Source organism: Parasegetibacter sp. NRK P23, assembly GCF_023721715.1.
In the GTDB taxonomy this organism is placed as follows: Bacteria; Bacteroidota; Bacteroidia; order Chitinophagales; family Chitinophagaceae; genus Parasegetibacter.
This window is the reverse complement of the sequence record NZ_JAMDLG010000001.1, coordinates 1,498,004-1,519,952: the sequence shown is the minus strand read 5'-3', so window position 1 is coordinate 1,519,952 and position 21,949 is coordinate 1,498,004. Positions and strand designations below refer to the sequence as shown.

The 21,949-nt window shown below is 47.5% G+C and carries 31 protein-coding genes; 13 read left to right on the top strand and 18 right to left on the bottom strand.

Features of this window, described 5'->3' with window-relative positions; all coding sequences use genetic code 11:
• The first annotated feature begins 1 nt into the window (after window position 1).
• Window positions 2-766 carry a trans-aconitate 2-methyltransferase gene (locus tag M4J38_RS06125; RefSeq protein ID WP_251758656.1) on the top strand — a complete coding sequence of 255 codons (765 nt, stop codon included), beginning with the start codon at window positions 2-4 and terminating at the stop codon, window positions 764-766.
• A gap of 2 nt (window positions 767-768) precedes the next feature.
• On the opposite strand, the gene M4J38_RS06120 is transcribed toward M4J38_RS06125, so the two are convergent.
• The 5 genes from M4J38_RS06120 to M4J38_RS06100 form a co-directional block, all read right to left on the bottom strand.
• A complete protein-coding gene (locus M4J38_RS06120) occupies window positions 769-1,227 on the bottom strand; it encodes a VOC family protein (protein ID WP_251758655.1) in 459 nt (152 codons plus the stop codon).
• A 66-nt stretch (window positions 1,228-1,293) separates the two neighbouring features.
• A complete protein-coding gene (locus M4J38_RS06115) occupies window positions 1,294-2,142 on the bottom strand; it encodes a helix-turn-helix domain-containing protein (protein ID WP_251758654.1) in 849 nt (282 codons plus the stop codon).
• A 153-nt stretch (window positions 2,143-2,295) separates the two neighbouring features.
• Complete coding sequence (locus M4J38_RS06110; protein ID WP_251760861.1) at window positions 2,296-2,733, bottom strand: OsmC family protein; 438 nt, start codon at window positions 2,731-2,733, stop codon at window positions 2,296-2,298.
• A gap of 166 nt (window positions 2,734-2,899) precedes the next feature.
• Entirely contained in the window at window positions 2,900-3,334 is a 435-nt protein-coding gene (locus M4J38_RS06105; RefSeq protein ID WP_251758653.1) for a hypothetical protein, read from the bottom strand.
• A 36-nt stretch (window positions 3,335-3,370) separates the two neighbouring features.
• Window positions 3,371-3,871, bottom strand: coding sequence for a DinB family protein (locus M4J38_RS06100; protein ID WP_251758652.1), 501 nt, complete (start codon window positions 3,869-3,871; stop codon window positions 3,371-3,373).
• A 231-nt stretch (window positions 3,872-4,102) separates the two neighbouring features.
• Between M4J38_RS06100 and M4J38_RS06095 the strand changes: the two genes are divergently transcribed.
• The gene (locus tag M4J38_RS06095; RefSeq protein ID WP_251758651.1) at window positions 4,103-4,432 is read left to right on the top strand and encodes a hypothetical protein; all 330 of its coding nucleotides are present in this window, start codon (window positions 4,103-4,105) and stop codon (window positions 4,430-4,432) included.
• Between the two features lie 145 nt (window positions 4,433-4,577).
• On the top strand, window positions 4,578-4,859 hold the full coding sequence (locus tag M4J38_RS06090) for a hypothetical protein (protein ID WP_251758650.1): 282 nt from the start codon (window positions 4,578-4,580) through the stop codon (window positions 4,857-4,859).
• A 5-nt stretch (window positions 4,860-4,864) separates the two neighbouring features.
• Here the strand turns inward: M4J38_RS06090 and M4J38_RS06085 are convergent, their stop codons facing one another.
• The 3 genes from M4J38_RS06085 to M4J38_RS06075 all read right to left on the bottom strand — a co-directional run bounded on the left by M4J38_RS06085 (window position 4,865) and on the right by M4J38_RS06075 (window position 6,794).
• Complete coding sequence (locus M4J38_RS06085; protein ID WP_251758649.1) at window positions 4,865-5,590, bottom strand: YafY family protein; 726 nt, start codon at window positions 5,588-5,590, stop codon at window positions 4,865-4,867.
• Window positions 5,591-5,601: 11 nt separating this feature from the next.
• A complete protein-coding gene (locus M4J38_RS06080; RefSeq protein WP_251758648.1) occupies window positions 5,602-6,225 on the bottom strand; it encodes a GyrI-like domain-containing protein in 624 nt (207 codons plus the stop codon).
• Between the two features lie 113 nt (window positions 6,226-6,338).
• Entirely contained in the window at window positions 6,339-6,794 is a 456-nt protein-coding gene (locus M4J38_RS06075) for a hypothetical protein (protein WP_251758647.1), read from the bottom strand.
• Window positions 6,795-6,942: 148 nt separating this feature from the next.
• On the opposite strand from M4J38_RS06075, the gene M4J38_RS06070 reads away from it, so the two are divergent.
• Window positions 6,943-7,605 (top strand): DsbA family protein, encoded by a 663-nt coding sequence (locus tag M4J38_RS06070; protein ID WP_251758646.1) that lies wholly within the window; start codon window positions 6,943-6,945, stop codon window positions 7,603-7,605.
• Here M4J38_RS06070 and M4J38_RS06065 read toward each other — a convergent pair.
• Window positions 7,590-8,690, bottom strand: coding sequence for a mandelate racemase/muconate lactonizing enzyme family protein (locus tag M4J38_RS06065; RefSeq protein WP_251758645.1), 1,101 nt, complete (start codon window positions 8,688-8,690; stop codon window positions 7,590-7,592). The two genes, M4J38_RS06070 and M4J38_RS06065, sit on opposite strands and share 16 nt — an antisense overlap.
• Before the next feature lie 148 nt (window positions 8,691-8,838).
• Between M4J38_RS06065 and gcvT the strand changes: the two genes are divergently transcribed.
• Window positions 8,839-9,924: a glycine cleavage system aminomethyltransferase GcvT gene (gene gcvT / locus M4J38_RS06060; protein WP_251758644.1), complete on the top strand. Its 1,086-nt coding sequence runs from the start codon at window positions 8,839-8,841 to the stop codon at window positions 9,922-9,924.
• A 14-nt stretch (window positions 9,925-9,938) separates the two neighbouring features.
• Entirely contained in the window at window positions 9,939-10,670 is a 732-nt protein-coding gene (locus tag M4J38_RS06055) for a 2-phosphosulfolactate phosphatase (RefSeq protein WP_251758643.1), read from the top strand.
• Between the two features lie 81 nt (window positions 10,671-10,751).
• Here the strand turns inward: M4J38_RS06055 and M4J38_RS06050 are convergent, their stop codons facing one another.
• Window positions 10,752-10,970, bottom strand: coding sequence for a hypothetical protein (locus M4J38_RS06050; RefSeq protein ID WP_251758642.1), 219 nt, complete (start codon window positions 10,968-10,970; stop codon window positions 10,752-10,754).
• 8 nt (window positions 10,971-10,978) lie between these two features.
• Here M4J38_RS06050 and M4J38_RS06045 point away from each other — a divergent pair, with 8 nt between their 5' ends.
• Window positions 10,979-11,410, top strand: coding sequence for a DUF1801 domain-containing protein (locus tag M4J38_RS06045; protein ID WP_251758641.1), 432 nt, complete (start codon window positions 10,979-10,981; stop codon window positions 11,408-11,410).
• A 7-nt stretch (window positions 11,411-11,417) separates the two neighbouring features.
• On the opposite strand, the gene M4J38_RS06040 is transcribed toward M4J38_RS06045, so the two are convergent.
• A complete protein-coding gene (locus tag M4J38_RS06040) occupies window positions 11,418-11,660 on the bottom strand; it encodes a helix-turn-helix domain-containing protein (protein WP_251758640.1) in 243 nt (80 codons plus the stop codon).
• Window positions 11,661-11,731: 71 nt separating this feature from the next.
• Here M4J38_RS06040 and M4J38_RS06035 point away from each other — a divergent pair, with 71 nt between their 5' ends.
• Complete coding sequence (locus M4J38_RS06035; protein WP_251758639.1) at window positions 11,732-12,349, top strand: ribonuclease HII; 618 nt, start codon at window positions 11,732-11,734, stop codon at window positions 12,347-12,349.
• 1 nt (window position 12,350) lies between these two features.
• Here M4J38_RS06035 and M4J38_RS06030 read toward each other — a convergent pair whose 3' ends face one another.
• Window positions 12,351-12,962 (bottom strand): L-threonylcarbamoyladenylate synthase, encoded by a 612-nt coding sequence (locus M4J38_RS06030; protein WP_251758638.1) that lies wholly within the window; start codon window positions 12,960-12,962, stop codon window positions 12,351-12,353.
• Between the two features lie 56 nt (window positions 12,963-13,018).
• Here M4J38_RS06030 and M4J38_RS06025 point away from each other — a divergent pair, with 56 nt between their 5' ends.
• Window positions 13,019-13,894 (top strand): cupin-like domain-containing protein, encoded by an 876-nt coding sequence (locus M4J38_RS06025; RefSeq protein ID WP_251758637.1) that lies wholly within the window; start codon window positions 13,019-13,021, stop codon window positions 13,892-13,894.
• Between the two features lie 528 nt (window positions 13,895-14,422).
• On the opposite strand, the gene M4J38_RS06020 is transcribed toward M4J38_RS06025, so the two are convergent.
• The 3 genes from M4J38_RS06020 to M4J38_RS06010 form a co-directional block, all read right to left on the bottom strand.
• Window positions 14,423-15,193: a murein L,D-transpeptidase catalytic domain family protein gene (locus tag M4J38_RS06020; RefSeq protein ID WP_251758636.1), complete on the bottom strand. Its 771-nt coding sequence runs from the start codon at window positions 15,191-15,193 to the stop codon at window positions 14,423-14,425.
• A gap of 107 nt (window positions 15,194-15,300) precedes the next feature.
• Window positions 15,301-16,350, bottom strand: coding sequence for an AI-2E family transporter (locus tag M4J38_RS06015; protein ID WP_251758635.1), 1,050 nt, complete (start codon window positions 16,348-16,350; stop codon window positions 15,301-15,303).
• Window positions 16,351-16,386: 36 nt separating this feature from the next.
• Window positions 16,387-16,851, bottom strand: a complete 465-nt coding sequence (locus M4J38_RS06010) for a hypothetical protein (RefSeq protein ID WP_251758634.1) — start codon at window positions 16,849-16,851, stop codon at window positions 16,387-16,389.
• A 186-nt stretch (window positions 16,852-17,037) separates the two neighbouring features.
• Between M4J38_RS06010 and M4J38_RS06005 the strand changes: the two genes are divergently transcribed.
• The 3 genes from M4J38_RS06005 to M4J38_RS05995 all read left to right on the top strand — a co-directional run bounded on the left by M4J38_RS06005 (window position 17,038) and on the right by M4J38_RS05995 (window position 18,607).
• Window positions 17,038-17,505 carry a PA2169 family four-helix-bundle protein gene (locus M4J38_RS06005; RefSeq protein WP_251758633.1) on the top strand — a complete coding sequence of 156 codons (468 nt, stop codon included), beginning with the start codon at window positions 17,038-17,040 and terminating at the stop codon, window positions 17,503-17,505.
• A gap of 29 nt (window positions 17,506-17,534) precedes the next feature.
• Window positions 17,535-18,098: a DUF4142 domain-containing protein gene (locus M4J38_RS06000; protein WP_251758632.1), complete on the top strand. Its 564-nt coding sequence runs from the start codon at window positions 17,535-17,537 to the stop codon at window positions 18,096-18,098.
• Window positions 18,099-18,256: 158 nt separating this feature from the next.
• Window positions 18,257-18,607, top strand: a complete 351-nt coding sequence (locus M4J38_RS05995; RefSeq protein WP_251758631.1) for a hypothetical protein — start codon at window positions 18,257-18,259, stop codon at window positions 18,605-18,607.
• A 60-nt stretch (window positions 18,608-18,667) separates the two neighbouring features.
• On the opposite strand, the gene M4J38_RS05990 is transcribed toward M4J38_RS05995, so the two are convergent.
• The 3 genes from M4J38_RS05990 to M4J38_RS05980 all read right to left on the bottom strand — a co-directional run bounded on the left by M4J38_RS05990 (window position 18,668) and on the right by M4J38_RS05980 (window position 20,655).
• Window positions 18,668-19,282: a pseudouridine synthase gene (locus M4J38_RS05990; protein WP_251758630.1), complete on the bottom strand. Its 615-nt coding sequence runs from the start codon at window positions 19,280-19,282 to the stop codon at window positions 18,668-18,670.
• A gap of 3 nt (window positions 19,283-19,285) precedes the next feature.
• Window positions 19,286-20,302: a 2Fe-2S iron-sulfur cluster-binding protein gene (locus tag M4J38_RS05985; RefSeq protein ID WP_251758629.1), complete on the bottom strand. Its 1,017-nt coding sequence runs from the start codon at window positions 20,300-20,302 to the stop codon at window positions 19,286-19,288.
• Between the two features lie 83 nt (window positions 20,303-20,385).
• Entirely contained in the window at window positions 20,386-20,655 is a 270-nt protein-coding gene (locus tag M4J38_RS05980) for an HU family DNA-binding protein (protein WP_251758628.1), read from the bottom strand.
• Between the two features lie 151 nt (window positions 20,656-20,806).
• Between M4J38_RS05980 and dinB the strand changes: the two genes are divergently transcribed.
• Window positions 20,807-21,922, top strand: coding sequence for a DNA polymerase IV (gene dinB, locus M4J38_RS05975; RefSeq protein ID WP_251758627.1), 1,116 nt, complete (start codon window positions 20,807-20,809; stop codon window positions 21,920-21,922).
• Window positions 21,923-21,949: the final 27 nt, after the last annotated feature.

Genomic DNA, 21,949 nt, shown 5'->3' with positions numbered 1-21,949 from the left:
CATGAACACTTCCTCTTTGAATTGGAACGCCTCGCTCTATGATACGAAGCATGATTTTGTTTCTAAATACGGGGAGGCCCTGCTCGATATCCTGGATGCCAGGCCCGGCGAAACCATTCTGGACGTGGGCTGCGGCACCGGCGACCTTGCCGGGCAGATAGCTGCTTCCGGTGCTCAGGTAACAGGCTTCGACTTCTCCCCGGACATGATCGATGCCGCAAAAACCAAGTTCCCCGATATCGAATTCCATGTCGCTTCCGCCAGTAACTTCCAGTTTCCGGGCACCTTCGATGCTGTGTTCTCCAATGCAACCCTTCACTGGGTTTTGGATTACAAAGGCGCGGCGCAGTGTATGTACAGGGCGCTCCGCAAAGGCGGCAGGCTGGTACTGGAAATGGGCGGAAAAGGAAACGTAGGCTCCATCGTTTCCACCCTGCGCGCTGAATTGCGCGACAAAGGATTTGAAAAGAATGCAACCGCGCAATGCTGGTATTTTCCCTCACTGGCGGAATACGCCACCGTACTGGAGAATGCCGGGTTCAGGGTCCGGTTCGCCACGCATTTCGACCGTCCCACCCCATTAAAGGAGGAAGGTATCGTGAACTGGCTGCGCATGTTTGGATCCGCATTCTTCCATGGAATGACCGAAAATGACATTACTGAAGTGCTGCAACAGGTTCAGGAAAAACTCAAGCCCACCAACTTCATCGACGGTGTATGGACAGCCGATTATAAACGTTTGCGCGTGGTGGCCGTGAAAGAATAAGCTTATTGCGGCTTGTAAGTCACGATATCAATACCGATACCGTTCGGGTCCAGGATCGCGAAATGCCGGTCGCCCCAGGGTTCATCGCGTAAAGAGATGGCTATGGGAATATGCTTTGCGCTAATCTCTTTGTACACCTCATCCACGTTGTCCACTTCTATCGTCAGGAACATCCCTTTTCCCGGAAAAGCCGGTTGAAAAATCGGTTGCTGACTGGGGTGATCCGGCAGCAGAAAAGCAAGTTCAGCCTGCTTTCCAGGCGTGTGCATCAACAAGTAGAATTCATTTTCAAAGGTGACCCCGAAATGCAATACTTCCTGGTAAAAAGCTTTCGTTGCTTCGAGTTTACTGGTAACTATGCCGGCGTTCATTTTCATGGTGGTCGTTTTAATATTGGCATGCCCTGCCGGGGTAAACCAACAAACCAGGGCAAGCATTGCGGTGAAAAAATTGATGCGCATTGCGTTAAATTGATGACACAAAGTTGCGCGTCAAAACACCGGGAACATAGTAAAAAACGGACATAATCAGAACGCTTGGGAAGGAGTGGTCCCGAACATGGTTTTGAAGTCTTTGATGAAATGCGCCTGGTCGTAATAACCCAGGTCGAAAAAGAGTTTTTCCTTTTTGAGACTAATCACGGAAGGTTTCGCCGCAAGTAACTGCTGGAACCTCACCACCTTCCCGAAAGTTTTTGGTGATTCGCCAATATAATGTCCGAACAACCGGCGCAACTGTCTGGAGCTGATACCTGTTTCCCGGTTGTGTTCCAGGGGAATATTGCCGGCGTTTCCGATCAGTAACGCAAGTGCATTCAAAACCCTTGGATCGGCAGCGAGTAAGGCGTGATGCGCCTTGGGGAGGAAAAACGCGTCGGCTTTTTGTTTGAATATTGCAGCATCCTGAAACGCGTCGGCCATCGTTTCCAGGAAAATGCAACATGCTTTATTGACCATATCCAACTGAACGGACCGGTTGGCAAGGTCGGCTGCGTTCACCGGGAAAAAAAGCGGGAATGCACCCGGTAAAAAACGTATGCCTGCATAGTGAAAAAAACGGGGCAATGGGAACTCGGTATAGCCCGAACAAAAGCCCATCACAAAATTTTCTTGCGGTTGCAATACATCAGCAAATACATCCACACAACCATCAGCCACTACCCTATAGTTGAAGGGATTTTGCAGTGGACTTTCCGTTTTCAGTTCCCAATAACAATGTATAAATCCCGATAACGCAGGATGGGGACGCAACTCTGTGTAGGATACATGCTCCTCCTTCCCTGATACTGTGGGCTGTACAGGACCGAAATTCCTGAACACCTCCCGTAATGCTTCGCCGGAAATCCCCGTTCTACTATCAAGATAATAATTGGCCATAAATCCTTACTAAAAAACACCTGTGTTCATCCTAAAGAAAACGCAAAGAAACAACGCCTTGCCTCTGCGAGGCACGAAGCAGTGCTTCTTTGCGCTGCGAACTGCGAGGTATAAAGCAGGAAGCAGTTGCGTGAAATATTCCTCAAATCTTGTCTATCCGATAAAACTCACATCGAGCGAAATAGGCACAGCCGACAGTGCTTTAGACACCGGGCAACCCGCTTTTGCACCATTGGCGAATTCGGTGAATTTCTCCGCGTCTATACCAGGCACCTTACCCGTAAGTTTCAGCGCAATTGCTGTGATCGCGAATCCTCCATCCACCTGGTCGAGTGTAACGGTTGCTTCTGTAGTAAGTTCCTCAGCCACAAAACCGGCTTGTGTAAGCGCGAAACTCAGGGCCATGTTAAAGCAACCTGAGTGTGCGGCTGCGATCAGTTCTTCCGGGTTAGTGCCGGCTTTGCCGTCTTCGTTCTGGAAACGGGTTTTCGCGGAATAAGGTGTGTCGTTGAAAAAACCGCTTGGCGCATTCAGGCTGCCGGAACCATCGGGACCGTTCCCTTTCCATACTGCGGTTGCTCTTCTTTTCATCATTGGTATTCTTTTTTAAGTTATAGATGAAGGTGATTGAAATGAATCAAGGGTATATTTTTTCATGAAGGTTACGGAGAGCTATGGAAGGTAAGAAAAAAGTCCGGACCAAAGTCCGGACTTTAAAAGATGTTTTTGTTACGCTAACCCCGTTTTTTCACCGTGATCATAGCTCCTCAATCACGGATACGCCCCTGGTTTTATCACCACTGGTCCATTCCCATACTTCGTGAAGGCGTATCTTTCCATTGGGAAGTATTTCCGGCGTCGAACTGCACCTGCCTGTCATCAGTTTACCTTCATCGTTTACCTGGTGATAACACATTTCGATGCGGCCCTCTTCATCAACAATCCCAAGAAGGTGGCCCTTGCGGATTTTTCCCCCTGCGTACGCCGCGCTGAGTACTTCTCCATCCTGTTTGTAGTGGAAAATCGTCTCTGCCGAGGTTTCTCCATTTTCCGTATTGGACACAGGCCTGAATTTCTTTCCGTTGTACGATATCATTTCGGAAAGATAGGAAACAAACGCATGCTGCTCGTTTATCCAGGCAGAGGTTTTGCCGGCGATGGTCCGTAAAAATAATTCCCAGGAAAGTTGCATGATCGTGGATGAGATAGGTAATGCGTATTCGATTGATCAGAACGACATATCATCCGCGCTCGGGCCATAACTTCCGGGGATGGGAATGTCCAGCAAACGCAGGAACACACCCAGTTGTGCACGGTGGTGTATGGTCTGGCTCAGGCTGACCCTCATCATGCCTGCCTTCGTTGTGTTCACGTAAATATCATTACCGCTGCGCAGTACCCATTTTTCGTCCAGTTTTTCTTCATTGGATTTGGAAAGAAGTTCCAGTCCGCTTTCCAGGTTTTTCTCAAAATAGGCCAGCAACTCCTCGTTGTTATGAATCTGCACGGGGGTGTAAGGCGATGTGGCGAAATCCAACTCGTCCGTAGTAACGGCCATGGATACCCAGGAAGGAAGTTCCGCGATATGCGTGGCGAGTTGTCGCATACTCATGCTTTTGGGATGCGGCTTCCAATCGTATTTATCTTCAGGAACAATAGACAGCATTTTCCTGGTGGTAACCGCTTCGTCCTGCATTTCTTTTAATAGTGTGTTGATGGTCTTTGACATTGTTGTAGGTTTTTATTGTTTGATAACACAAAGAAAGCCACACCCACTGACAGCCCTATGGCAGTGGTGTTTTGAAAAATGAAAAAAGATTTGATCGGTGAAAAAACGGTGAATGAGGATAGAAAAACACCAATTGGTTTTTATAGCCGGAAAATCAGTATAAATTTGTGTTGCATTATTCCGGAACGCCCCACCTCCACCACCTGGCGTTCTTATTTCAAAAACAAAAGAATGAAAAAAGATCAAACCATCTGGTTATCCTATGACCTTGGATTGAAAGGGGATTATCCAGGCCTATATGCTTTTCTTGATGCACAGGAGGCCCGTGAATGTGGAGAAGGGCTCGCTTTCTTCAAAAGAAAAGCTGAGGAGGATATGGCAGAATCCATCCGACAGGAATTGAATAAATATATGAAAGCCGCAGCCACTGACAGGGTGTACATTGTTTTTCTTGATGAGAAAAACGGGAAGCTGAAAGGAAAATTTCTTTTTGGAAAAAGAAAGCGTGCATTGTGGGAAGGATATGCGCTGAAAGAAGGATTGAATGAAGAAGATTTTTAGCATGAGAAATGTAATACTGACTGATACAGGATTTTGGCTGGGATTATTAGACCCGGGAGATTAGTTCCATGAGCATAGTCTTGCCATTATGGAACTAATCTCCGCCGGAAAAATCGTGATGCCCTGGCCTTGCGTATATGAAACCATGTCGACAAGATTAGTGCGGCGTAAAAGACAGTTGATCTTATTAAAAGAGCAGATGAGAATCAATGAAGTAATGGTGATTGATGATTCAGGTTATCGTGAAGGGGCATTGAAAGAGGTCTTTTCTGATCAGTTCGGCAAAACAAAATCCCTGAGTCTTGCCGATATAGTTATCCGGAAAATGATGGAAGATGTTTCGCTCCGGATCAATTTTCTGGCAACATTCAATCAGCCGGATTTCGAAGATGTGTGCAGAAAGCGAATGGTGGAAATATTGTGTTAGTATAGCTAATACTTTACGGGCAACTGCTTCATGTATTCGCCTACTTCTATATGGTCCTTTTTACGGAACGGAAGCTCCGTATACCTGATGTGCTGTATTCTGGAAACACGAAAGTCGCGGTATTCAACGCGTTTATGGCACCAGCCGATAAGGTGCCAGCTGAAGGCGTAAAAAATCAGGCCAATAGGTTCCACCTCACGGAGACTCGTTTCCTGGTTGTTGTTCCTGTACCCTATCTCGATGATATGGGAATTGGAAATAGCATTCTGTATAACTGACAGGTGCTCGTAGTTGTTGCTGACGGAGTCCGGGAACTGGTGACGAATATTGTTGGTAAGGAGTTCGAGTTTTTCCTTCTGGCTACCCCTTAGTACGTTCTTTACTTTGCTCAGGGCGCTGGAATAATTTCTTTGAATGGAGCGATCGGCTACACCGTTAACAAGTCCTTCCATCAGGAGTAGCGCGTTTGCTTCCTCATTGCTGAAGGAGATGGGCGGCAGGAAATAACCCTGCACCACGAAGTAGCCGCGGTGCTGTTCAAAGCTGACGGGAATACCCTGTTCGCAAAGCGCCTTGATATCGCGGTATACGGTACGGATACTGATGTTGAATTTTTCGGCGATCTTTTCCGCAGGTACAAATTTCTTCGACTGCAGGAAGGTGAGTATCCCGAAAAGCCTGTCTATGCGGTTCATGTTAAGATGTGGTCTGTCAAAGATAGGGTTTTCCATGACGGTAAATTTCAGGCGATGCGCGCTCTCAGGATGGTGCGGAGTTTCTCCGGAGCGGTCCGGCGGAAATCCGAAAGGTATATTTCATGGTGGGTACCAATCAACTGAAGTTGTTTGCTTTGTATGAAAGCTTCCAGTGTGCGGAGTGTTGTATGTTCCTCCTCAAAAGGGCCTGTATGAAGGATTTGAACAAAGCTGCCGCCTTCCTGCTCGAAGAAGCGGATGTTGCGTGCCTCTGGCAGTTGCTTGCGGAAATGAACGATTTCAATGGCAGTCATCATTTCATCCTCGGTAACAAATGGAGGCATCCGCAGCAGTAAGCGGTATGCCCACTCACTGCGTGGTATGAGCAAGGGTGCTTCAGCCATAGAAGTGATCCTGAACTTTTTTTGATCGAACCACCAGAGACATTCAAGTTTGGGAACCTTAAAATCCCGGCCCCTCGCCTTGAAAATATACTTGATGGCATACGCGGTGCTGTGAAGGGCCTGTATCTTTTCAGCAAATGTATTCTCGGAAGGATCGCCTTCTCCCGGGAGTGAAATGTATTGCGCATCGTCCTGGAAAACAATTTCGGGACGACGGGATGCTTTATAATAGGCCTGTTCCTGATTGCGGGGAGATAATGTTGTCATAGCTTTTAAGGTGTTGGTAAAACAAAATAAAAGCACGGCAGTGTCAACCCTATGGCAGTCTGAAAAGGGGGAAATAAAAAATCCCGCCGGAGCGGGATTGGGAGTAACATTCTTTACATAGATGGTTCTTTTTTCTTCGTTTCCTCTTCGTTCATGGCCAGCTTCAGTTCCTGCTTCAGGTTCTTGTCCCAGCTCAGGCTCTGGATCTGCCACCTGGTTCCTGGATTGTACAACACAAAATTGAAGCGTACCGGCTGGCGCTCATATTTCACCAGGAAACTTTTCATCACATAACTGGTACCGATACTTTTTTCAGAAAGTAATTCATACCCCATGTATTTTCCCAGGCCCTGCGTGAGTTCGCGCAGGTGAATCTTATTCTGGTTCATTACTTCCTGGTGCCCCTTCATCCAGCGGTTATGCTGGAAAAGCTGCGTGTAAGCTTTTGTGGGGTATTGCTCATAGAGGTAAAAGAATTCTTCGGTGATGCGTTCCCGTGGTTGTTGCTGTGAGAAGGCGGATGTACAGAAAAGCGTACCTACGAACAATGGCAATAACATTCGTTTCATGTGTATTCAGTTTAGAAAATGAAGGAATGAAAAACGGCGTAGAAGAGTTTGCAATCAACTTAAAGTTATCACAATCCCCGCTTTTTTTCAAGGAACGGGCGGAATAATTTTAACGGTTGTTTCGTTTGCGGCTCCCTAACTTTGCGCCATGAAACCGAGGTTATATTATTGTTACGATGCCTATTGCGGCTGGTGTTACGGATTCAGTCCGGTGATCAAAAAGCTCGCGGCCGAACATGCCGCACAACTGGATTTCGAAGTGCTTTCAGGAGGAATGATTCTTTCCGATAAACCTGCGCATATCGGGGGAATGGCTGAATACATCAAGGGCGCGTACAAAACAGTGGAAGAATACAGTGGCATCCGTTTTGGAGACGATTACCTGTGGCATATCCTCAATCCTGATCAGAGCGACTGGTTCCCGGATTCACTTAAACCGGCCATTGCGCTCTGTATTTTCAAGGAGTATTTTCCTTCCATGCAAATAGTGTTTGCTTCTGATCTTCAATATGCATTACATTTTGAAGGAAGAGACCTTTGTGATGATGAGGCTTACCGGCATTTATTAGAGAAATATTTGATCAACGCGGAAGATTTTTACAAAAAACTCCACGATCCCATATATGAAGAAAAAGCACGTTATGAATTCGCGCTGGTAAAACAACTACAGGTGACGGGGTATCCAACGGTACTTATTCAAACGGCACCATCAAAGTTTTACCTGGTAAGCCGTGGTTTCACGGATTATGAAACCCTAAGCGCCAGGGTGGAAGCCGTGCTGAAAGAGTTGGAAACTCAGGCTACTTCGTAAAATTCGAGGTCCTTCAGAAAACGTGGATCAACGGTTGCCCCGAGCCCCGGTGTTTCAGGCAGGTGAATTTCATGTCCTTTGTATACCATTCCTCCTTCCACAGGATCCGCTTTCATGGTAAAAACCATGTCGAGATCACAATAAAAGATATTGGTCCGGGCCGCCGCGAAATGGGCGCTGGCCGTAAGGCCAAGCCTCGACTCGCACATACTGCCCATCATACAGCGGATGCCGGCCGCTTCCGCGATTCCGTTGATCTTATCGGCAATCCATAGCCCGCCGCTTTTGGCCAATTTGATATTGATATAGTCGCAGGCGCCCATTGCGGTGATCCGTTGCGCATCGTGGTGGTCGAATACGGATTCATCGGCCATAATCGGGATCGGGGAGGCGTCGCAGACGGCTTTTAAGCCTGTATTGTTCCAACGCGGAACAGGTTCTTCGCAATATTCCACGTAATAAGGCGCAATGTTTTGCAGGATCGCTACCGCGGAAACCACATCCCAGCCCTGGTTTGCGTCTACCCGGAGCGGGGTTTCCGGTCCGATCGCCTCCCGGATCATACGGATGCGTTTCGTATCATCCGCAACATTGGTTCCCAGTTTAACCTTGATGGCCGGCGCGTTTTTTCCTTGGAGTTGCAACGCTTTTTTCACCATGTTCTCAGGAGTGGAAAGGCCGATCGTTTCATCGGTGAGCATCACCCTTCCGGTGCCGCCCAGGTACTGGTAAAGCGGAAGTCCCGCCATCTGGGCCCGCAGGTCATACAAAGCCATGTCGAAAGCGCTTTTCAGGGTAGGATGAAAAGCCATATACCTGTTCAGTTCCTGCATTCTGCGTTCATGTTCCAGCGGATTTTTGCCCAGCCATAGCGTGGCGAAATCGCGCGCAAGTGTATACCCCGTGTTTTGTGTTTCGCCTACCAGCATCGGGAACGGAGAACCTTCGCCCCAGCCGGAAAGTCCGTTATCAAGACCGATCTCTATTAATATATTGTGTGCGGCATGAATGGTGCCTAAAGAAATGGTGAATGGCTCCATCGGGATATCGTACTTATAAACGCGGACAAACCGGATACGTGGCATTTTAACTGATTGATTCGTTGAAAAGGGAAATTACAAAATCTCCCGGCTTACGGTGTTTTTACAATCGATTGATCCGTGTTATTCCGTAGTTGTCGGATTTTTGAAAGAATTCCCCCTAAATTTGCCCCCTAATCTTTAAGAACTGACCATGAAATCAACACCGTTCACAGAAAAACACATCGCGCTGGGTGCGAAAATGGCCCCTTTCGCAGGTTATAACATGCCAATTTCCTACTCAGGGATCAACGACGAGCACCATACCGTACGGACCAACGCCGGTGTATTCGATGTGAGCCACATGGGAGAGTTCATCCTGAAAGGACCCGATGCACTCGACCTTATCCAGCGCATCACGACCAACGACGCCTCCAAACTAACTGCCGGAAAAGCACAGTATTCCTGCCTTCCGAACGAAAACGGCGGCATCATCGACGATCTGATTGTCTATTGTATAGAAGAGAACAAGGTTTATATGATCGTGGTGAACGCCTCCAATATTGAAAAAGACTGGAACTGGTTCGTGCAACACAATACGAAAAATGTGGAGATGCACAATGTTTCAGAAAAGACCTGTCTGCTGGCCATCCAAGGACCCAACGCCACCAAGATATTGCAGCCGCTCACCGAAATGGATATTCTCAACCTGAAGTATTACACGTTTGTAAAAGGCACCTTCGCCGGAGTTAAAAATGTCCTGGTCAGCGCTACAGGATATACTGGCGCCGGGGGAGTGGAGATTTATTTTGAAGACGAAGGCGACAACGCCTCCAGGATCTGGGATGCCATATTTGCGGCCGGAACACCACAGGGACTGAAACCCATTGGTTTGGGTGCCCGTGATACCCTTCGCCTCGAAATGGGTTATTGCCTTTATGGCAACGATATTGACGATACTACCTCGCCGCTGGAAGCAGGCCTGGGATGGATCACCAAGTTCACCAAAGATTTCACCGCCCGACCAATACTTGAAAAGCAAAAGGCTGAAGGGATTACCCGAAAACTGGTGGGCTTTCAAATGGTGGACAAAGGCATTCCCCGCCATGGTTATGAGATTGTGGACGAAGCGGGTGATAATATTGGTGTGGTTACTTCCGGCACCCAATCGCCAAGCCTGGGCAAAGCCATTGGGATAGGATATGTAGCCCTCTCACATGCTTCCGGAGAAAACCCCGTTTTTATTAAAGTACGTGATAAACAACTGGCCGCTAAGGTGACCAAGATGCCTTTCGCCTAACTGATTTGAAAAAAATGGAATTGAATAAACCGACTTTATATACCTGCTTCTCACCCGCACTGCTGGACCTGTATACCGTAAACGATGCGGTGGTCGTGATTATTGATGTGCTGCGGGCAACGTCCACGATTACCACGGCGCTTTACAACGGGGCTAAGTGCGTTATTCCTGTGGACAGTGTGGCCCGTTGTATAGAACTGGGCAAACAGATTGATGGCATAACCGCGGGGGAGAGAGATGGGAAGATTGCTGAAGGACTATCTTACGGAAATTCACCCTTTGAATATCCAAGGGAATTCGTGCAGGGAAAAACGCTGGTGCTTACCACCACCAACGGCACAAAACTCCTGCACATGGCGCTCGAAAGGGGAGCGAAGGAAATCATAACAGGATCCTTTCCTAACCTCTCCGCCGTATGCGATTACCTGGTGGAAAAAAAGTTGCCGGTAATATTGGGTTGCGCCGCCTGGAAAGACCGCGTGAACATGGAGGATATGCTGTTCGCGGGCGCGGTGATCAACAGGATCAAGGAAAATTTCTCCATCAACTGCGATTCTTCCCAGGTTGCTGAAACGATGTACCAGACTGCCATAGACGATCTCTTCGGATTCATGCAACAAAAAGGAGCATCACATTACCATCGCCTGATGGGCTTTGGACTGGAAAAAGATATACGGTATTGCCTGGAAGCGGATGGTGCTAATGTGCTCCCGCTCTACCAGGAGGGGAAGCTGATTGTTTACTGATCCGGTTTTCGTGGAACCGTGAGCGGTAGTTAAAAAATATTTGTAGGATTGATTGCATACAATCTGAAAATCTTCCTATCTTTATGGTGTCAATCCGCCGGTGGACAGCATGTGTGGTGGCTGGTGTCTCGCCAGTGCGGATTGACCTTTTTCTAAGAGGTTGTTCTCATGTGTGCGTATAGCTGTGGCGATCAGGGAAATGAAATTTTTATGAATGGATGATCCCTGAACAACGCCGGAAAAGGGGCAGCGATCGATGCCCTTGCTTCCGGTAATGGTGCAGGTTTTCTGTAACTTCAAAATAAAAAATGAGTGAAGCGAAAACCAAACCAACACAAGCGTCAGCAAAAGAGTTTCTTGCGCTGATCCAGGAGGAAGACAAAAGAAAAGACTGTTTGAAGATTTGTGCATGGATGGAAGAATGGACAGGCTTACCCCCGGTGATGTGGGGCGATGCCATGGTGGGTTTTGGAAAATACCATTATAAATATGCCAGCGGTCATGAAGGTGATTGTTTCAGGTGCGGCTTTTCGCCACGGAAACAGAACATCTCGTTATATGTGACAATGGGCTTTGAGCATATCCAGGACCTTTTGAAGCAACTAGGGAAAGTTAAAACCGGTAAGGCCTGTATTTATATAAAGAAACTGGAAGACATTAACGGTGAGGTATTGAAAGCCATCATTGCGAGGAACTTTGAGCGGATGAAACAATACGATTGGGTTACGGAACTGGAGTAGACCGCTGTCAGCGGGCATCCGGGCGTTCAAAAGAGAACAGGAAGGCGGGCTCTACCTCCAGCGCTCCTGCCAACGCCAGCAACATCGTGAAGCTGGGATTGCTTTCTCCCTTCTCAATACGGTGGATCTGGCTGAAATCAACATCAGCTTTATCGGCCAGTTTCCGAAGACTCATCTCCCGGCTTTCCCTGATTTTTTTGAGGTGGCTGCCAAGTGCCTGCAACAAGGCTTCGTTCCTGGTACTGTTCATGAGGTAAAAGTGTGAATATTAAACGCCCCCGTAAATATAGGCAATTACTCTTTTTGATGTAGGTTTGCCACATGCCTTCATTGCTCCCATATTACCAGGACCGGCTGCTGGAAGCCGGATGCGACGAAGCGGGAAGAGGCTGCTTTGCCGGACCGGTGTGCGCAGCTGCCGTGGTGCTGCCACGAGACTTCCACCACCCTTTATTGAACGACTCCAAACAGCTGAAAGCCGCACAACGTGACCTGCTGAGGACTGTAATCGAAAAAGAGGCGATCTCCTTTGGCGTGGCTATGGTGAGCAACGAGGAAATCGACAGGATCAATATTCTGAAAGCGTCTTTCCTGGCCATGCACAACGCCATCGCAAAACTGGCCGTCATCCCTGAGTTATTGCTGATAGACGGAAACAGGTTCACGCCCTATACCGGTATTCCGCATGTATGTCATGTAAAAGGAGATGGTAAGTTCACTTCCATCGCAGCGGCAAGTATTCTCGCCAAAACTTATCGTGACGAGTGGATGGAAAAAGCCCACTTCGAATACCCTTCCTACGGTTGGAACCAGAACAAGGGGTATGGAACGGTGGTACACAGGAAAGCGATTGCGGAGGTGGGGTTGAGCCCCTATCACCGGCTCAGTTTCCGTTTGCTGCAGGAAACACCCGAGCTTTTCGCGGAAGAAACCGAATAACCTACTCCTCTTCCCACGGACCGAGGCCCTGCCGGGTTACAACGGGCTCAGGGCCTGTGCAATCCACAATTGTAGAAGGCGTCATTCCCCCGGGACCAGCATCAATTACAATGTCTACCCGGTCCTTGAAGTTTCGGTAAATAAGTTCCGGATCACAATAATCTTCCACCATCTCTCCGGGAAGTGAGGCGCTGAGGATGGGATGCTGTAATTCGCGCAGCAATGTGCGGACGATTTCATGGTCAGGCACCCGTAACCCGATCGTGTCTTTCCGGCTCTTAAGGATACGCGGCACCTCTTTGCTGGCGGGGAGGATGAAGGTATAAGGACCCGGAAGGTAATGCTTCAACATCCGGTACAAGGGGGTGGAAATGCTTTTCGTGTACTTACTGAGATCGCTGAGGTCGGAGCATACAAAGGAAAGTTGCGCCTTCGCGGGATCCACCTGTTTCAGCCGGGCCACTTTTTCAATGGCTTTCTGTTGGAAAATATCGCAACCCAAACCGTAAATCGTATCTGTTGGGTAAACGATCACGCCTCCGTCCAGCAAACATTCCACCACAGTTTTTATCTGCCGGGCAGGTGGGTTATCGGGATGTATGTGTAGCAACATATTGATGTAAGTTAATCATTTAAGTACTAATTTTAAGTTTGTGTAAACTGCATTGCATGGATTTGAAGCCAGTAGATACGTTTGATCAGATCAGCCCATCCGACTTCCGGAACAACTACTACCTGCCAGGGAAACCTGTCGTGATAAAACAACTTGCCCAGCAATGGCCCGCCTACCATAAATGGAACTGGGACTATTTTAAGCAAATGGTGGGCGACAAACGAGTAGGCCTTTACAACAACGTCAAAAGTGATGCCTATACCCCGATTAATACGGCGGACGACTATAAAACATTCGGAGAATACATTGATATGATCCGGAGAGGTCCGGCGGGCTGGCGCATCTTCCTTTTCAACATATTCGATCACGCACCGGAACTGGTAAAAGATTTCACGTGGCCAGAGGAGTACATGAAGGGATTCGTGAAAAAATACCCCATGCTTTTTACGGGTGGCGCATCCTCTATTACCCACATGCACTTCGATATTGACCTCTCTCATATCCTCCATACGCAGTTCGCGGGTAAAAAACGTGTTTTACTTTTTCCCTTCGAAGAGCAACATAAGTTATACAGAAAACCTTTCGAAGTGCTTAGTCTTGCCGATTTCTCCAACTACTACAAGGGAAACGGCACGCCCGATTATGAAAAATTTCCTGCCCTTAAACTGGCGAAAGGGTACGAAGTAATACTGGATCATGGCGATACTTTGTTCATGCCTGCCGGATACTGGCACCACATGGAGTACCTGGAGAGCGGTTTCGCGATGAGCCTGCGCGCCCTGCAACCATCCATCTCCGGAAAGCTGAAAGGCATCTGGAACCTGTTTGGAATGCGTACAATCGATACCGTTATGAAAAAGACGGCCCCGGTCTGGTGGTACAAACAAAAAGAAAGGCGCCTGCTGGACAATGCCGCAAGGGTAATGGGCTGAGCCGTTAAAAAAAATCAAAAAAAATAGCGGTCGCCTATTGCAGATCACAGAAACACTTACTACCTTTAAACCCGCTTACTGATTCATCCCATAAAGGTAAGCTGAACCCATCATCCCTAAGAACCATCCAATTTCCAGCTTACCGAACCATCCAATTTCCGCCCGTATTTCCAATTCCATCCTACTATTTTTTAGAATTTTTATTGCTGCAGCATTGCTGTGAATATATACAGGACCTACCGGGGTTCTTAAAGCTTACCTATTGGCAGGCCACATCCGGTATGAAAGTATGACCACAAAAGAACCGAATTTTTAATGATCTGCTGTTAAACAGCATACTGCTTTCTTTTTGTGGTTTCAGAGGTAAGCACAGGCCGGCGATTTCAATCGCTGGCTCTATTTTTATAGGATGGTCCTGATTTCCAGATTTGTCAATCAGGCAGATAGCGTGTTTCATAAAAAGAAGAAAGCCCAATCATAGGGTACGATTGAGCTTCTTTTTGTCCAAACCATCGATCTACGTCCAAGTCAGGTATTGATAATCTTCGATTGCTGCAAATAGTTCTTGCTGGGGTGATAGATAAAAAGACAGCTGCCACCCTTTATGGTATTGATCACATTTTTGTGGTCCTTAAAAGAGACGGCGGGGCATCCGAAACTTCTCCCCATGAATTTGTTGGCCCTGATGAATTGTTCATTCACATAATCAGACCCATGGATCACGATGGCCCGGTTCCAGGCATTGTCGTTAAATCCTTTTTCCAAACCGCGTATTTTCAGTGCAAGACCATGTTCACCACTGTATGTTCTGTCGGTAACATAAAAACCAAGGCTGCTTTTGTGGGACTCAGGTTTGTTAGAGAAGGAATTCGCGAATTCACTACCGGAATTCCTGCCGTGCGCCACATAAGTATTGATCAGCACTTCTTTGGTTTCCAGGTTGATCACGTAAAGCCGCTTTTTCCTGGACGACTGGCTGAAGTCACATATTGAAAGTATTTCATCGTTGCGCACCAACCCTTTCTCCACTAACTTTCTGTGCCCGTTAAAGGCATATTCAAAAACCTCTTCATTCATCCCCCTTTCTTCCAGCTTAAGACTGTCAAAAAGGACTGCCGCAGCTGAAACATTGGCATCAGCGGGCATCATCAATTCAGCGGGATTCCGACGGATACTGTCGGTATAAGAAGTTTTATCTGAAGAGAAAGACCGGTGAACCGAGGAGAATACAGGCCCGAAGATACCTGCCACCATAATGGTTCCGGTAAGAAGGGCTGGATTTAAAAAGGATCGGATCATCAAATTTCGGTTTTTCATTTTCATCACATTTTCCTAAACGGCAACCTTACCGAAAATAGTATGCCGAAATCGGATTCCAGCCTTTTTTTAACGACTTTTCAACACTACTAAGTGTTTTCACTGATGTTTTTCTGCGGACCTGATTTCCATTTCACATGAAATTCTTTTAAATATATTCTGACCAGCAGGATAAAGAGTGATATGAGCAGGGGGCCGAAAATTAACCCTATAAAGCCGAACAGGTCAATCCCTATGATCACACCAAAGATGGTGATAAGCGGGTGGATATCCCCTATCTTCTTGGCGAGGGTAAATCTGAATACATTGTCCACGGTTCCTATTACGCCAAATCCATACGCTACCATGAAAACGCCTTTCCATGTTTCACCCTGCGCAAAGAAAATAATGGCGAGGGGAACATAAGCGATCGCGGCGCCTACCACAGGCAGCATGGCGGTTATACAGGTAATGGTGAACCAGAGCATGGGTTCTTTTACCCCGATGATCAGGTACCCGATCAGGCCAACAATACCTTGCAGGATAGCAATAAGCGGAATACCCACCGCATTGGAAACCACAATGTTATTCATCTCCTTGTTTACCCGGTCCATATCGTCGTCCTCTATGGGCGTAAGCTGGTATACAATGGATTGCATTTTTTTTCCGCTTGTAAGCATGAAAAAAAGCATGAAATACATCATGATAAGCGTGGTCAGCGTATTAAACGTGGCGCCAACAACAGAAGGCAACATCCCGGCTACCTGCCCGCCCACTTTCTGGATGTTGTCCCCGCTCACGAGGTCCATGCCCACCTGCTGCTCGATTTTTTTCAGGAATACTTTCACGGCCTCCATTACTTCTCCGGAATGTTCTACCGCGAATCCAACTTTCGAAGAAAGCAGGTTAATCACCAACATAATCGGGATAAGAATGATCAGGAAAGACAGCAGCATGAGAATGCCCGCGGCGGCCGCGGGCTTCCATTTTCGTTTTTGTACCAGGCTTACCTGGTACTTCTGCATCAGTACATACAGTGTAAAAGCACCCAGGAACGCAGGGATAAAAACCTGCAGTTCCCGGAAAAGAATGTACCCCAATGCGAGGATAATACCTATGAATGCTGATTGACGTACCTTATCGGTATCGAAGTAACTCATCGGTTAAGATTATTAGGGTAAGATACAGGTTATACTTTAGAAAGTATAACGTACGCCAAGACCACCCCAGCTTCCTACGAAGCCACGTCCGTCGCCGAACTCAAAAGAGGGTTGCCAGTCGATCGACATGTTGATGGGCGCCCTGTTGAATTTGAAATCCAAACCAAGTACGCCATCAAGTCCCGCATAAGAACCGCCGCCATACTTATTGTTGTAAAATCCGATGTGCGCACCTGGTCCGATGTACCACTTCAATCCTGGCGCTCCTGAGATATCCCCATGTATTTCATACAAACCGGTGATCCTTGCGCCGCGGTTCCAGAAATAACCGATAAACTCCACCGCGTTTTCACTCACGAAATGTTTGAGGGAAATACCGCCCCCGTCCCACACTTTCACACCCAGCGCGGTTTTGTAATCTGTACCCATCGCCTGAGCATTTACTTTTTCTGTTGCGGCGAGCGCGATCAGCAGGCCCGCCATCATCATCATCTTTTTCATGTTGATTCTTTTTTGGTTCATGGTACACTTTCAAAAAATGATGCCAGCCAATGGGGAAATGCGCAGATTACTCCCCATCATATCCACGATGCTACACAGCATTTTGCAGATACCGCACAGATTTCAGCGGAACGGATTTTTTATGAATGAGGAAAACAGATTTTAAAACCACAAAAACTTGTTACAATGAAAAACGATAACCTGATCGAAGTACTGAACGACCTTATCCGCATCAACAATGACCGGATTGAAGGCTACGACAAAGCAATGAGTAACGCGGAAAACATTGACGTGGACCTGAAGGCGATCTTCTCCCGCATGGCCGACCAAAGTCGCAACAACGTAAACGAACTTACCCAGGAAGTAATGCGCCAGGGCGGAGAACCCGCCACCGGTACTACCGCTTCAGGCGCCATCTACCGCACATGGATGGATGTGAAAAATGTGTTTACAGGAAAAGACCGCACTTCACTCCTTGAATCCTGCGAATTCGGAGAAGATGCCGCCCAGAAAGCTTACGAGTCAGCTTTGGCATCCGATGCTGAAATGACCGCTGAAGTAAGGCAACTGATCACTGATCAGAAAAGCAGTCTCCGTACTTCACATGACATGATCAAAAAATACAGAGACATGCACAAAGCAGTGAATTCATAACTGTTCTTAATTTTTAAAACGATTCCCAGATGAAAAAGATATTCATAAAAGCAGGGCTCTTAATGGCGATTGTATTTTCACTCGCGGCCTGCAACAATACGGAAACAGATAGCAAGGAGTTGGCGGAAGACAGCAATGAGGCCAAATTCGATACAAAGGCTGGGGAAAACCAGGCTGAATTTGTGGTGGATGCGGTGGCTTCCAACAGCGCTGAAGTAAACCTCGCTCAACTTGCCATACAACGCAGTGGCAACGCGGAAGTAAAGGAGTTCGCAGCTATGTTGGAAAAGGAGCACACCACACTAACCAACGAGTTGAAAACACTCGCGGAATCGAAAGCGATCACAGTGCCGGTGGAGCTATCCGAAGATGCAAAAGAAGATTATAAAGCGCTTTCTGATACCAAGCCCGAGAACTTCGATAAGAAATGGGCAAAAGAAATGGTGGATAAACACGAGAGCACCATTGATAAGTATGAAAAAGAATGGAAGCAAACAACCGATCCTGAATTAAAGCAATGGATCGAAACCACGCTTCCTAAAATAAAGGCGCATCATGAAAAGGCGAAAGCCTTGCACGATAAGCTGAAATAAGGGGTGTTCCGGGGTACATCACACTACCCCGGCCCCATTTTTCTGAAAGTTGCGGAAAACTTTCCACACAAGAATCCGGTTCCGCCTTAAAAGATTCCGGCATGAAATTTACACTTCACTAAGTATAAAACGCTCCCTATCAAGTAAAATCAGCAGTCATGGAAAGCAATATTAACACCGCTTACGAAGCGCCGTATATGAAAAGCCTTGCAGCATGTCTGAACAAAATGGTGCAGGATGGATATGTGGAAGATTTTAAAGCAACTGATCGCGGATTAACTTCCGTTCATACATCAAAGCATTACTTCCCCGAAGAGATTCACGTGGTGAACTTCTTCAGGTTTGAAGGAAATTCAGATCCTGAAGACAACGCCATCATGTATGTGATAGAAACTGACGACGGCGCCAAAGGAACTATTGTAGACGCTTATGGCGCGTATGCTGATGAAAACATCAGCAAGATCATCAAGCAGGTGGAAGACATCAAGAAAAAAGCACACACAGACTAAACATATTAAAAGGACGGGTTTAAGGGTAAAACGGCCAGCCTCTTCAGGGGCGGCCTTTTTTTATTCCCGCCAATTGTCAATCTTCAATAATCTAAAGAATTCCTCCTCTGCGTATTCTTTTACGCCCCCCGGAGGAAGGGTTCCTAATTCAAGGTCTTCAATAGAAGTGCGGATCAGCCGCAGGCAACGGTGCCGCAAACAGTCTACCATCTTTCTTACCTGGTGGAACTTCCCTTCGGTAAGCGTCATTTCAATCCAGGAATGCGGCATCGCCTCCCACTCATTGTAACGGGGCCTCGGTGCAATATGCGCTGGCCTCTCCGTTAAAATAACCTTACAGGGCAGTGTTTTGTACCAGGTTCCGTGACTCGCGGAAATGAGCACACCATTCCGGAGTTGTTCCAGCGATTCCTCCGTAATCACATTTTTAACCTTAACAAGGTATGTCCGTTCATGTGGTTTTTCCCCCTGGAACAATAAACGCGTCACCCGTTTGTTCGTTGTAAGGAGCAGTAAGCCTTCCGAATGATTGTCCAGTCTTCCGATCGCATGTGTGCCTTCGGGAAAGGGGAAATCGATTTCCCCGAGCAGGTGCACATTGTCCGGACTGATAAACTGCGAAACCATATTAAAGGGCTTGTGCAGCACAAAATACCTGTGAGGGGATGTTTCCATTGATCAGTGTTCGTATTGCAAAGTGATATTTGTCAGGGCATACCCGGTGCAGGTGAGCCGCAATCCGTTTCGAATATCTTTGTCCGTTAGTACCTCATTGTTGTTCATGATGAGCGTTCCTTCAATACACCTGGCCACGCAGGAGGAACACCTTCCGTTCCTGCAACTGTAGGGAAGGGAGATGCCCTGTTGAAGCGCGGATTCCAATATGGTAGACGGGTATTGGGTCTGGAAGGTGAACCGGTTGCCGTTGGTGAGGATGGTCACATTTTTGGGCGTGGTATCTTTTACCAATGGCGGTGGCGGTAATGCTTCCGTGGTAAAAAACTCCCGTTTCACCTGTTCGGAACTGAAGCCTATGGTGAGGATACAAAAGCGGCACATATTCATGAACAGCGGCGGGCCGCAGGTGTAGAAACGGGCATCCGCCTTGTTATAACGCAACTCCCGTTCAACCAACTTTTCCAGGACTTCATTGTTCAGGTGTTCAGGTCGTACAATATCTATCCATGTAAATCGGTCCCCGTGCTTTTGTTGTAATATTTCCAATTCATTGCGAAAGATCGTATCCCTTACTGAGTGGTTCTGGTACACCAGTACAATATGGATTTTCTTATCCAGGTGAAGCAGGTATTTTAACAGGGAGAAGAGGGGTACGATCCCACTTCCTGCCGCCAGTAAAAAAACGTCTCTGCGTGCGGTGTTTTCATCATCATATACAAACATGCCCGCAGGTGGCAGGGCTTCTACCATATCTCCCTTTTTCAGGTGATCCAGCAGGTACCTGGAAACTTCTCCATTTTCCACGCGCTTTACCGTAATGCGGAGCGCATGATCGGTACCGGGAGAAGAGGAAAGAGAATAGGACCGCCGCACGGCTCTCCCATGCACGGTGAGCAACAGCGTGAGGAACTGACCCGCTTTATAAGGAATGTGTTCACCGTTTACAGGGGAAAGCTGGAAACTCGCTGCATCCGGCGTTTCAGGAATAATATCAGTTATGACAAAAGAAAGTGGCACCCGGCAAAGTAAAGGGAAGAAAACCAAAAAGCAGGACCTTCGCCCTGCTTTTATCATTCGGTTAACCGGCAATGGTTAATCGGTTAGATCTTTTCGGAAAGCTCTTTACCGGGTTTGAAGCGGGCAACTTTTTTGGCTTTGATCTTCAGGGTTTCACCTGTTTGCGGGTTGCGGCCGGTGCGGGCGGCTCTCTTTGAAACAGAGAAAGTACCGAAGCCAACCAGGGTTACTTTATCTCCTTTTTTCAGCGCTTTGGTCACTGTATCGGTAAAAGAATCCAGTACCGCGGCGGCTTCTTTTTTGGAAAGGTCTGCGTCGGCAGCAAGCTTTTCGATTAATTCTGCTTTGTTCATAGAAGTGTTGTTTTACGGCGGCTAAAGTAAGGAATCCTGTTAGAATGAAACGCACATTTTATACCCGTTTTTCTATCCGTGAAAATACGGGTCAAAGAAATTTTTGTGTGCTAAAAAAATTAGTAATTTTACAGGAGTTCCATTCCCCACCATGGAAAACAGGCACGATACAACAGTCAGGAAAATCATTCATATTGATATGGATGCTTATTACGCGTCCATTGAGCAACGTGATTTTCCTGAATACCGCGGTAAGCCTATAGCGGTGGGCGGATCACCTGACGGTCGGGGCGGCGTAGTGGCAACGGCGAGTTATGAAGCGCGGAAATTCGGGGTAAAATCGGCCATGCCCTCGAAGATGGCGCTTCAATTGTGTCCGCAACTGGTTTTTGTGAAGCCGCGGTTTGATGTGTACAAATCAGTATCGCAGCACATCAGGAGTATTTTTCACCGGTACACGGATCTGGTGGAACCCTTGTCGTTGGATGAGGCCTACCTTGATGTAACGGAAGATAAATTAGGCGTAGGCTCCGCCATTACGATCGCAGAAGCCATCAGGAAGGCGATCTGGGAGGAACTGGGGCTCACGGCTTCGGCAGGGGTTTCCGTGAACAAATTCGTGGCGAAGGTTGCTTCGGACCTGAATAAACCCAATGGTATGTCCTTTATTGGCCCCTCTAAGATAGAGGCGTTTATGGAGGGATTGAAAGTGGAGAAGTTTTTCGGAGTGGGAAAAGTGACCGCCGCCCGGATGAACAAGATGGGGATTTTTACGGGGGCCGACCTGAAGAAAATGGAGGAACAGGCGCTGCTGAAAAGTTTTGGGAAAGCAGGCGCTTTTTATTACCGCATCGTAAGGGGGATTGATGACCGTCCCGTTCAGCCACACCGGGAAACCAAATCGGTGGGGGCCGAAGATACTTTTCCGTATGACCTTACTTTGCCTGAAGAAATGTATGATGAACTGGGGAGAATCGCGCGAATCGTAAAGGACCGGTTGATGAAACACGGATTAAAGGGAAGAACACTTACGCTGAAAATTAAATACGGTGATTTCACCCAAATCACAAGGAGCCGTTCTCTGCCTTTTGCTTTAACAGAACTGGAAACCATCCGGGAAACCGCGATCCGTCTGTTACAAGCGATCACACCGGGAGAAAAAGGCATTCGCCTGCTGGGCATATCCGTATCAAACTTTGAGGGACGGAATGAACAGGAGACCCTGCGGTCCATGGCTGGGAGCGGGCAGTTGAGCTTGTCGTTTTGAACGGAAAGAAAACGGCAAACAAGCTAC

Bases quoted from the DNA above. Each gene is read 5' to 3' on its own strand.
- M4J38_RS06090 (WP_251758650.1), top strand. From the start codon at position 4,578: ATGTCGACAAGATTAGTGCGGCGTAAAAGACAGTTGATCTTATTAAAA.
- M4J38_RS06025 (WP_251758637.1), top strand. From the start codon at position 13,019: ATGGATTTGAAGCCAGTAGATACGTTTGATCAGATCAGCCCATCCGAC.
- M4J38_RS06005 (WP_251758633.1), top strand. From the start codon at position 17,038: ATGAAAAACGATAACCTGATCGAAGTACTGAACGACCTTATCCGCATC.
- M4J38_RS06085 (WP_251758649.1), bottom strand. From the start codon at position 5,590: ATGGAAAACCCTATCTTTGACAGACCACATCTTAACATGAACCGCATA.
- M4J38_RS06055 (WP_251758643.1), top strand. From the start codon at position 9,939: ATGGAATTGAATAAACCGACTTTATATACCTGCTTCTCACCCGCACTG.
- M4J38_RS05980 (WP_251758628.1), bottom strand. From the start codon at position 20,655: ATGAACAAAGCAGAATTAATCGAAAAGCTTGCTGCCGACGCAGACCTT.
- M4J38_RS06065 (WP_251758645.1), bottom strand. From the start codon at position 8,690: ATGCCACGTATCCGGTTTGTCCGCGTTTATAAGTACGATATCCCGATG.
- M4J38_RS06045 (WP_251758641.1), top strand. From the start codon at position 10,979: ATGAGTGAAGCGAAAACCAAACCAACACAAGCGTCAGCAAAAGAGTTT.
- M4J38_RS06035 (WP_251758639.1), top strand. From the start codon at position 11,732: ATGCCTTCATTGCTCCCATATTACCAGGACCGGCTGCTGGAAGCCGGA.
- M4J38_RS05990 (WP_251758630.1), bottom strand. From the start codon at position 19,282: ATGGAAACATCCCCTCACAGGTATTTTGTGCTGCACAAGCCCTTTAAT.
- dinB (WP_251758627.1), top strand. From the start codon at position 20,807: ATGGAAAACAGGCACGATACAACAGTCAGGAAAATCATTCATATTGAT.
- M4J38_RS06040 (WP_251758640.1), bottom strand. From the start codon at position 11,660: ATGAACAGTACCAGGAACGAAGCCTTGTTGCAGGCACTTGGCAGCCAC.
- M4J38_RS06075 (WP_251758647.1), bottom strand. From the start codon at position 6,794: ATGAAACGAATGTTATTGCCATTGTTCGTAGGTACGCTTTTCTGTACA.
- M4J38_RS06105 (WP_251758653.1), bottom strand. From the start codon at position 3,334: ATGCAACTTTCCTGGGAATTATTTTTACGGACCATCGCCGGCAAAACC.
- M4J38_RS06100 (WP_251758652.1), bottom strand. From the start codon at position 3,871: ATGTCAAAGACCATCAACACACTATTAAAAGAAATGCAGGACGAAGCG.
- M4J38_RS06125 (WP_251758656.1), top strand. From the start codon at position 2: ATGAACACTTCCTCTTTGAATTGGAACGCCTCGCTCTATGATACGAAG.
- gcvT (WP_251758644.1), top strand. From the start codon at position 8,839: ATGAAATCAACACCGTTCACAGAAAAACACATCGCGCTGGGTGCGAAA.
- M4J38_RS05995 (WP_251758631.1), top strand. From the start codon at position 18,257: ATGGAAAGCAATATTAACACCGCTTACGAAGCGCCGTATATGAAAAGC.
- M4J38_RS06110 (WP_251760861.1), bottom strand. From the start codon at position 2,733: ATGAAAAGAAGAGCAACCGCAGTATGGAAAGGGAACGGTCCCGATGGT.
- M4J38_RS06115 (WP_251758654.1), bottom strand. From the start codon at position 2,142: ATGGCCAATTATTATCTTGATAGTAGAACGGGGATTTCCGGCGAAGCA.
- M4J38_RS06120 (WP_251758655.1), bottom strand. From the start codon at position 1,227: ATGCGCATCAATTTTTTCACCGCAATGCTTGCCCTGGTTTGTTGGTTT.
- M4J38_RS06030 (WP_251758638.1), bottom strand. From the start codon at position 12,962: ATGTTGCTACACATACATCCCGATAACCCACCTGCCCGGCAGATAAAA.
- M4J38_RS06015 (WP_251758635.1), bottom strand. From the start codon at position 16,350: ATGAGTTACTTCGATACCGATAAGGTACGTCAATCAGCATTCATAGGT.
- M4J38_RS06010 (WP_251758634.1), bottom strand. From the start codon at position 16,851: ATGAAAAAGATGATGATGATGGCGGGCCTGCTGATCGCGCTCGCCGCA.
- M4J38_RS06080 (WP_251758648.1), bottom strand. From the start codon at position 6,225: ATGACAACATTATCTCCCCGCAATCAGGAACAGGCCTATTATAAAGCA.
- M4J38_RS06070 (WP_251758646.1), top strand. From the start codon at position 6,943: ATGAAACCGAGGTTATATTATTGTTACGATGCCTATTGCGGCTGGTGT.
- M4J38_RS06020 (WP_251758636.1), bottom strand. From the start codon at position 15,193: ATGATCCGATCCTTTTTAAATCCAGCCCTTCTTACCGGAACCATTATG.
- M4J38_RS06095 (WP_251758651.1), top strand. From the start codon at position 4,103: ATGAAAAAAGATCAAACCATCTGGTTATCCTATGACCTTGGATTGAAA.
- M4J38_RS06000 (WP_251758632.1), top strand. From the start codon at position 17,535: ATGAAAAAGATATTCATAAAAGCAGGGCTCTTAATGGCGATTGTATTT.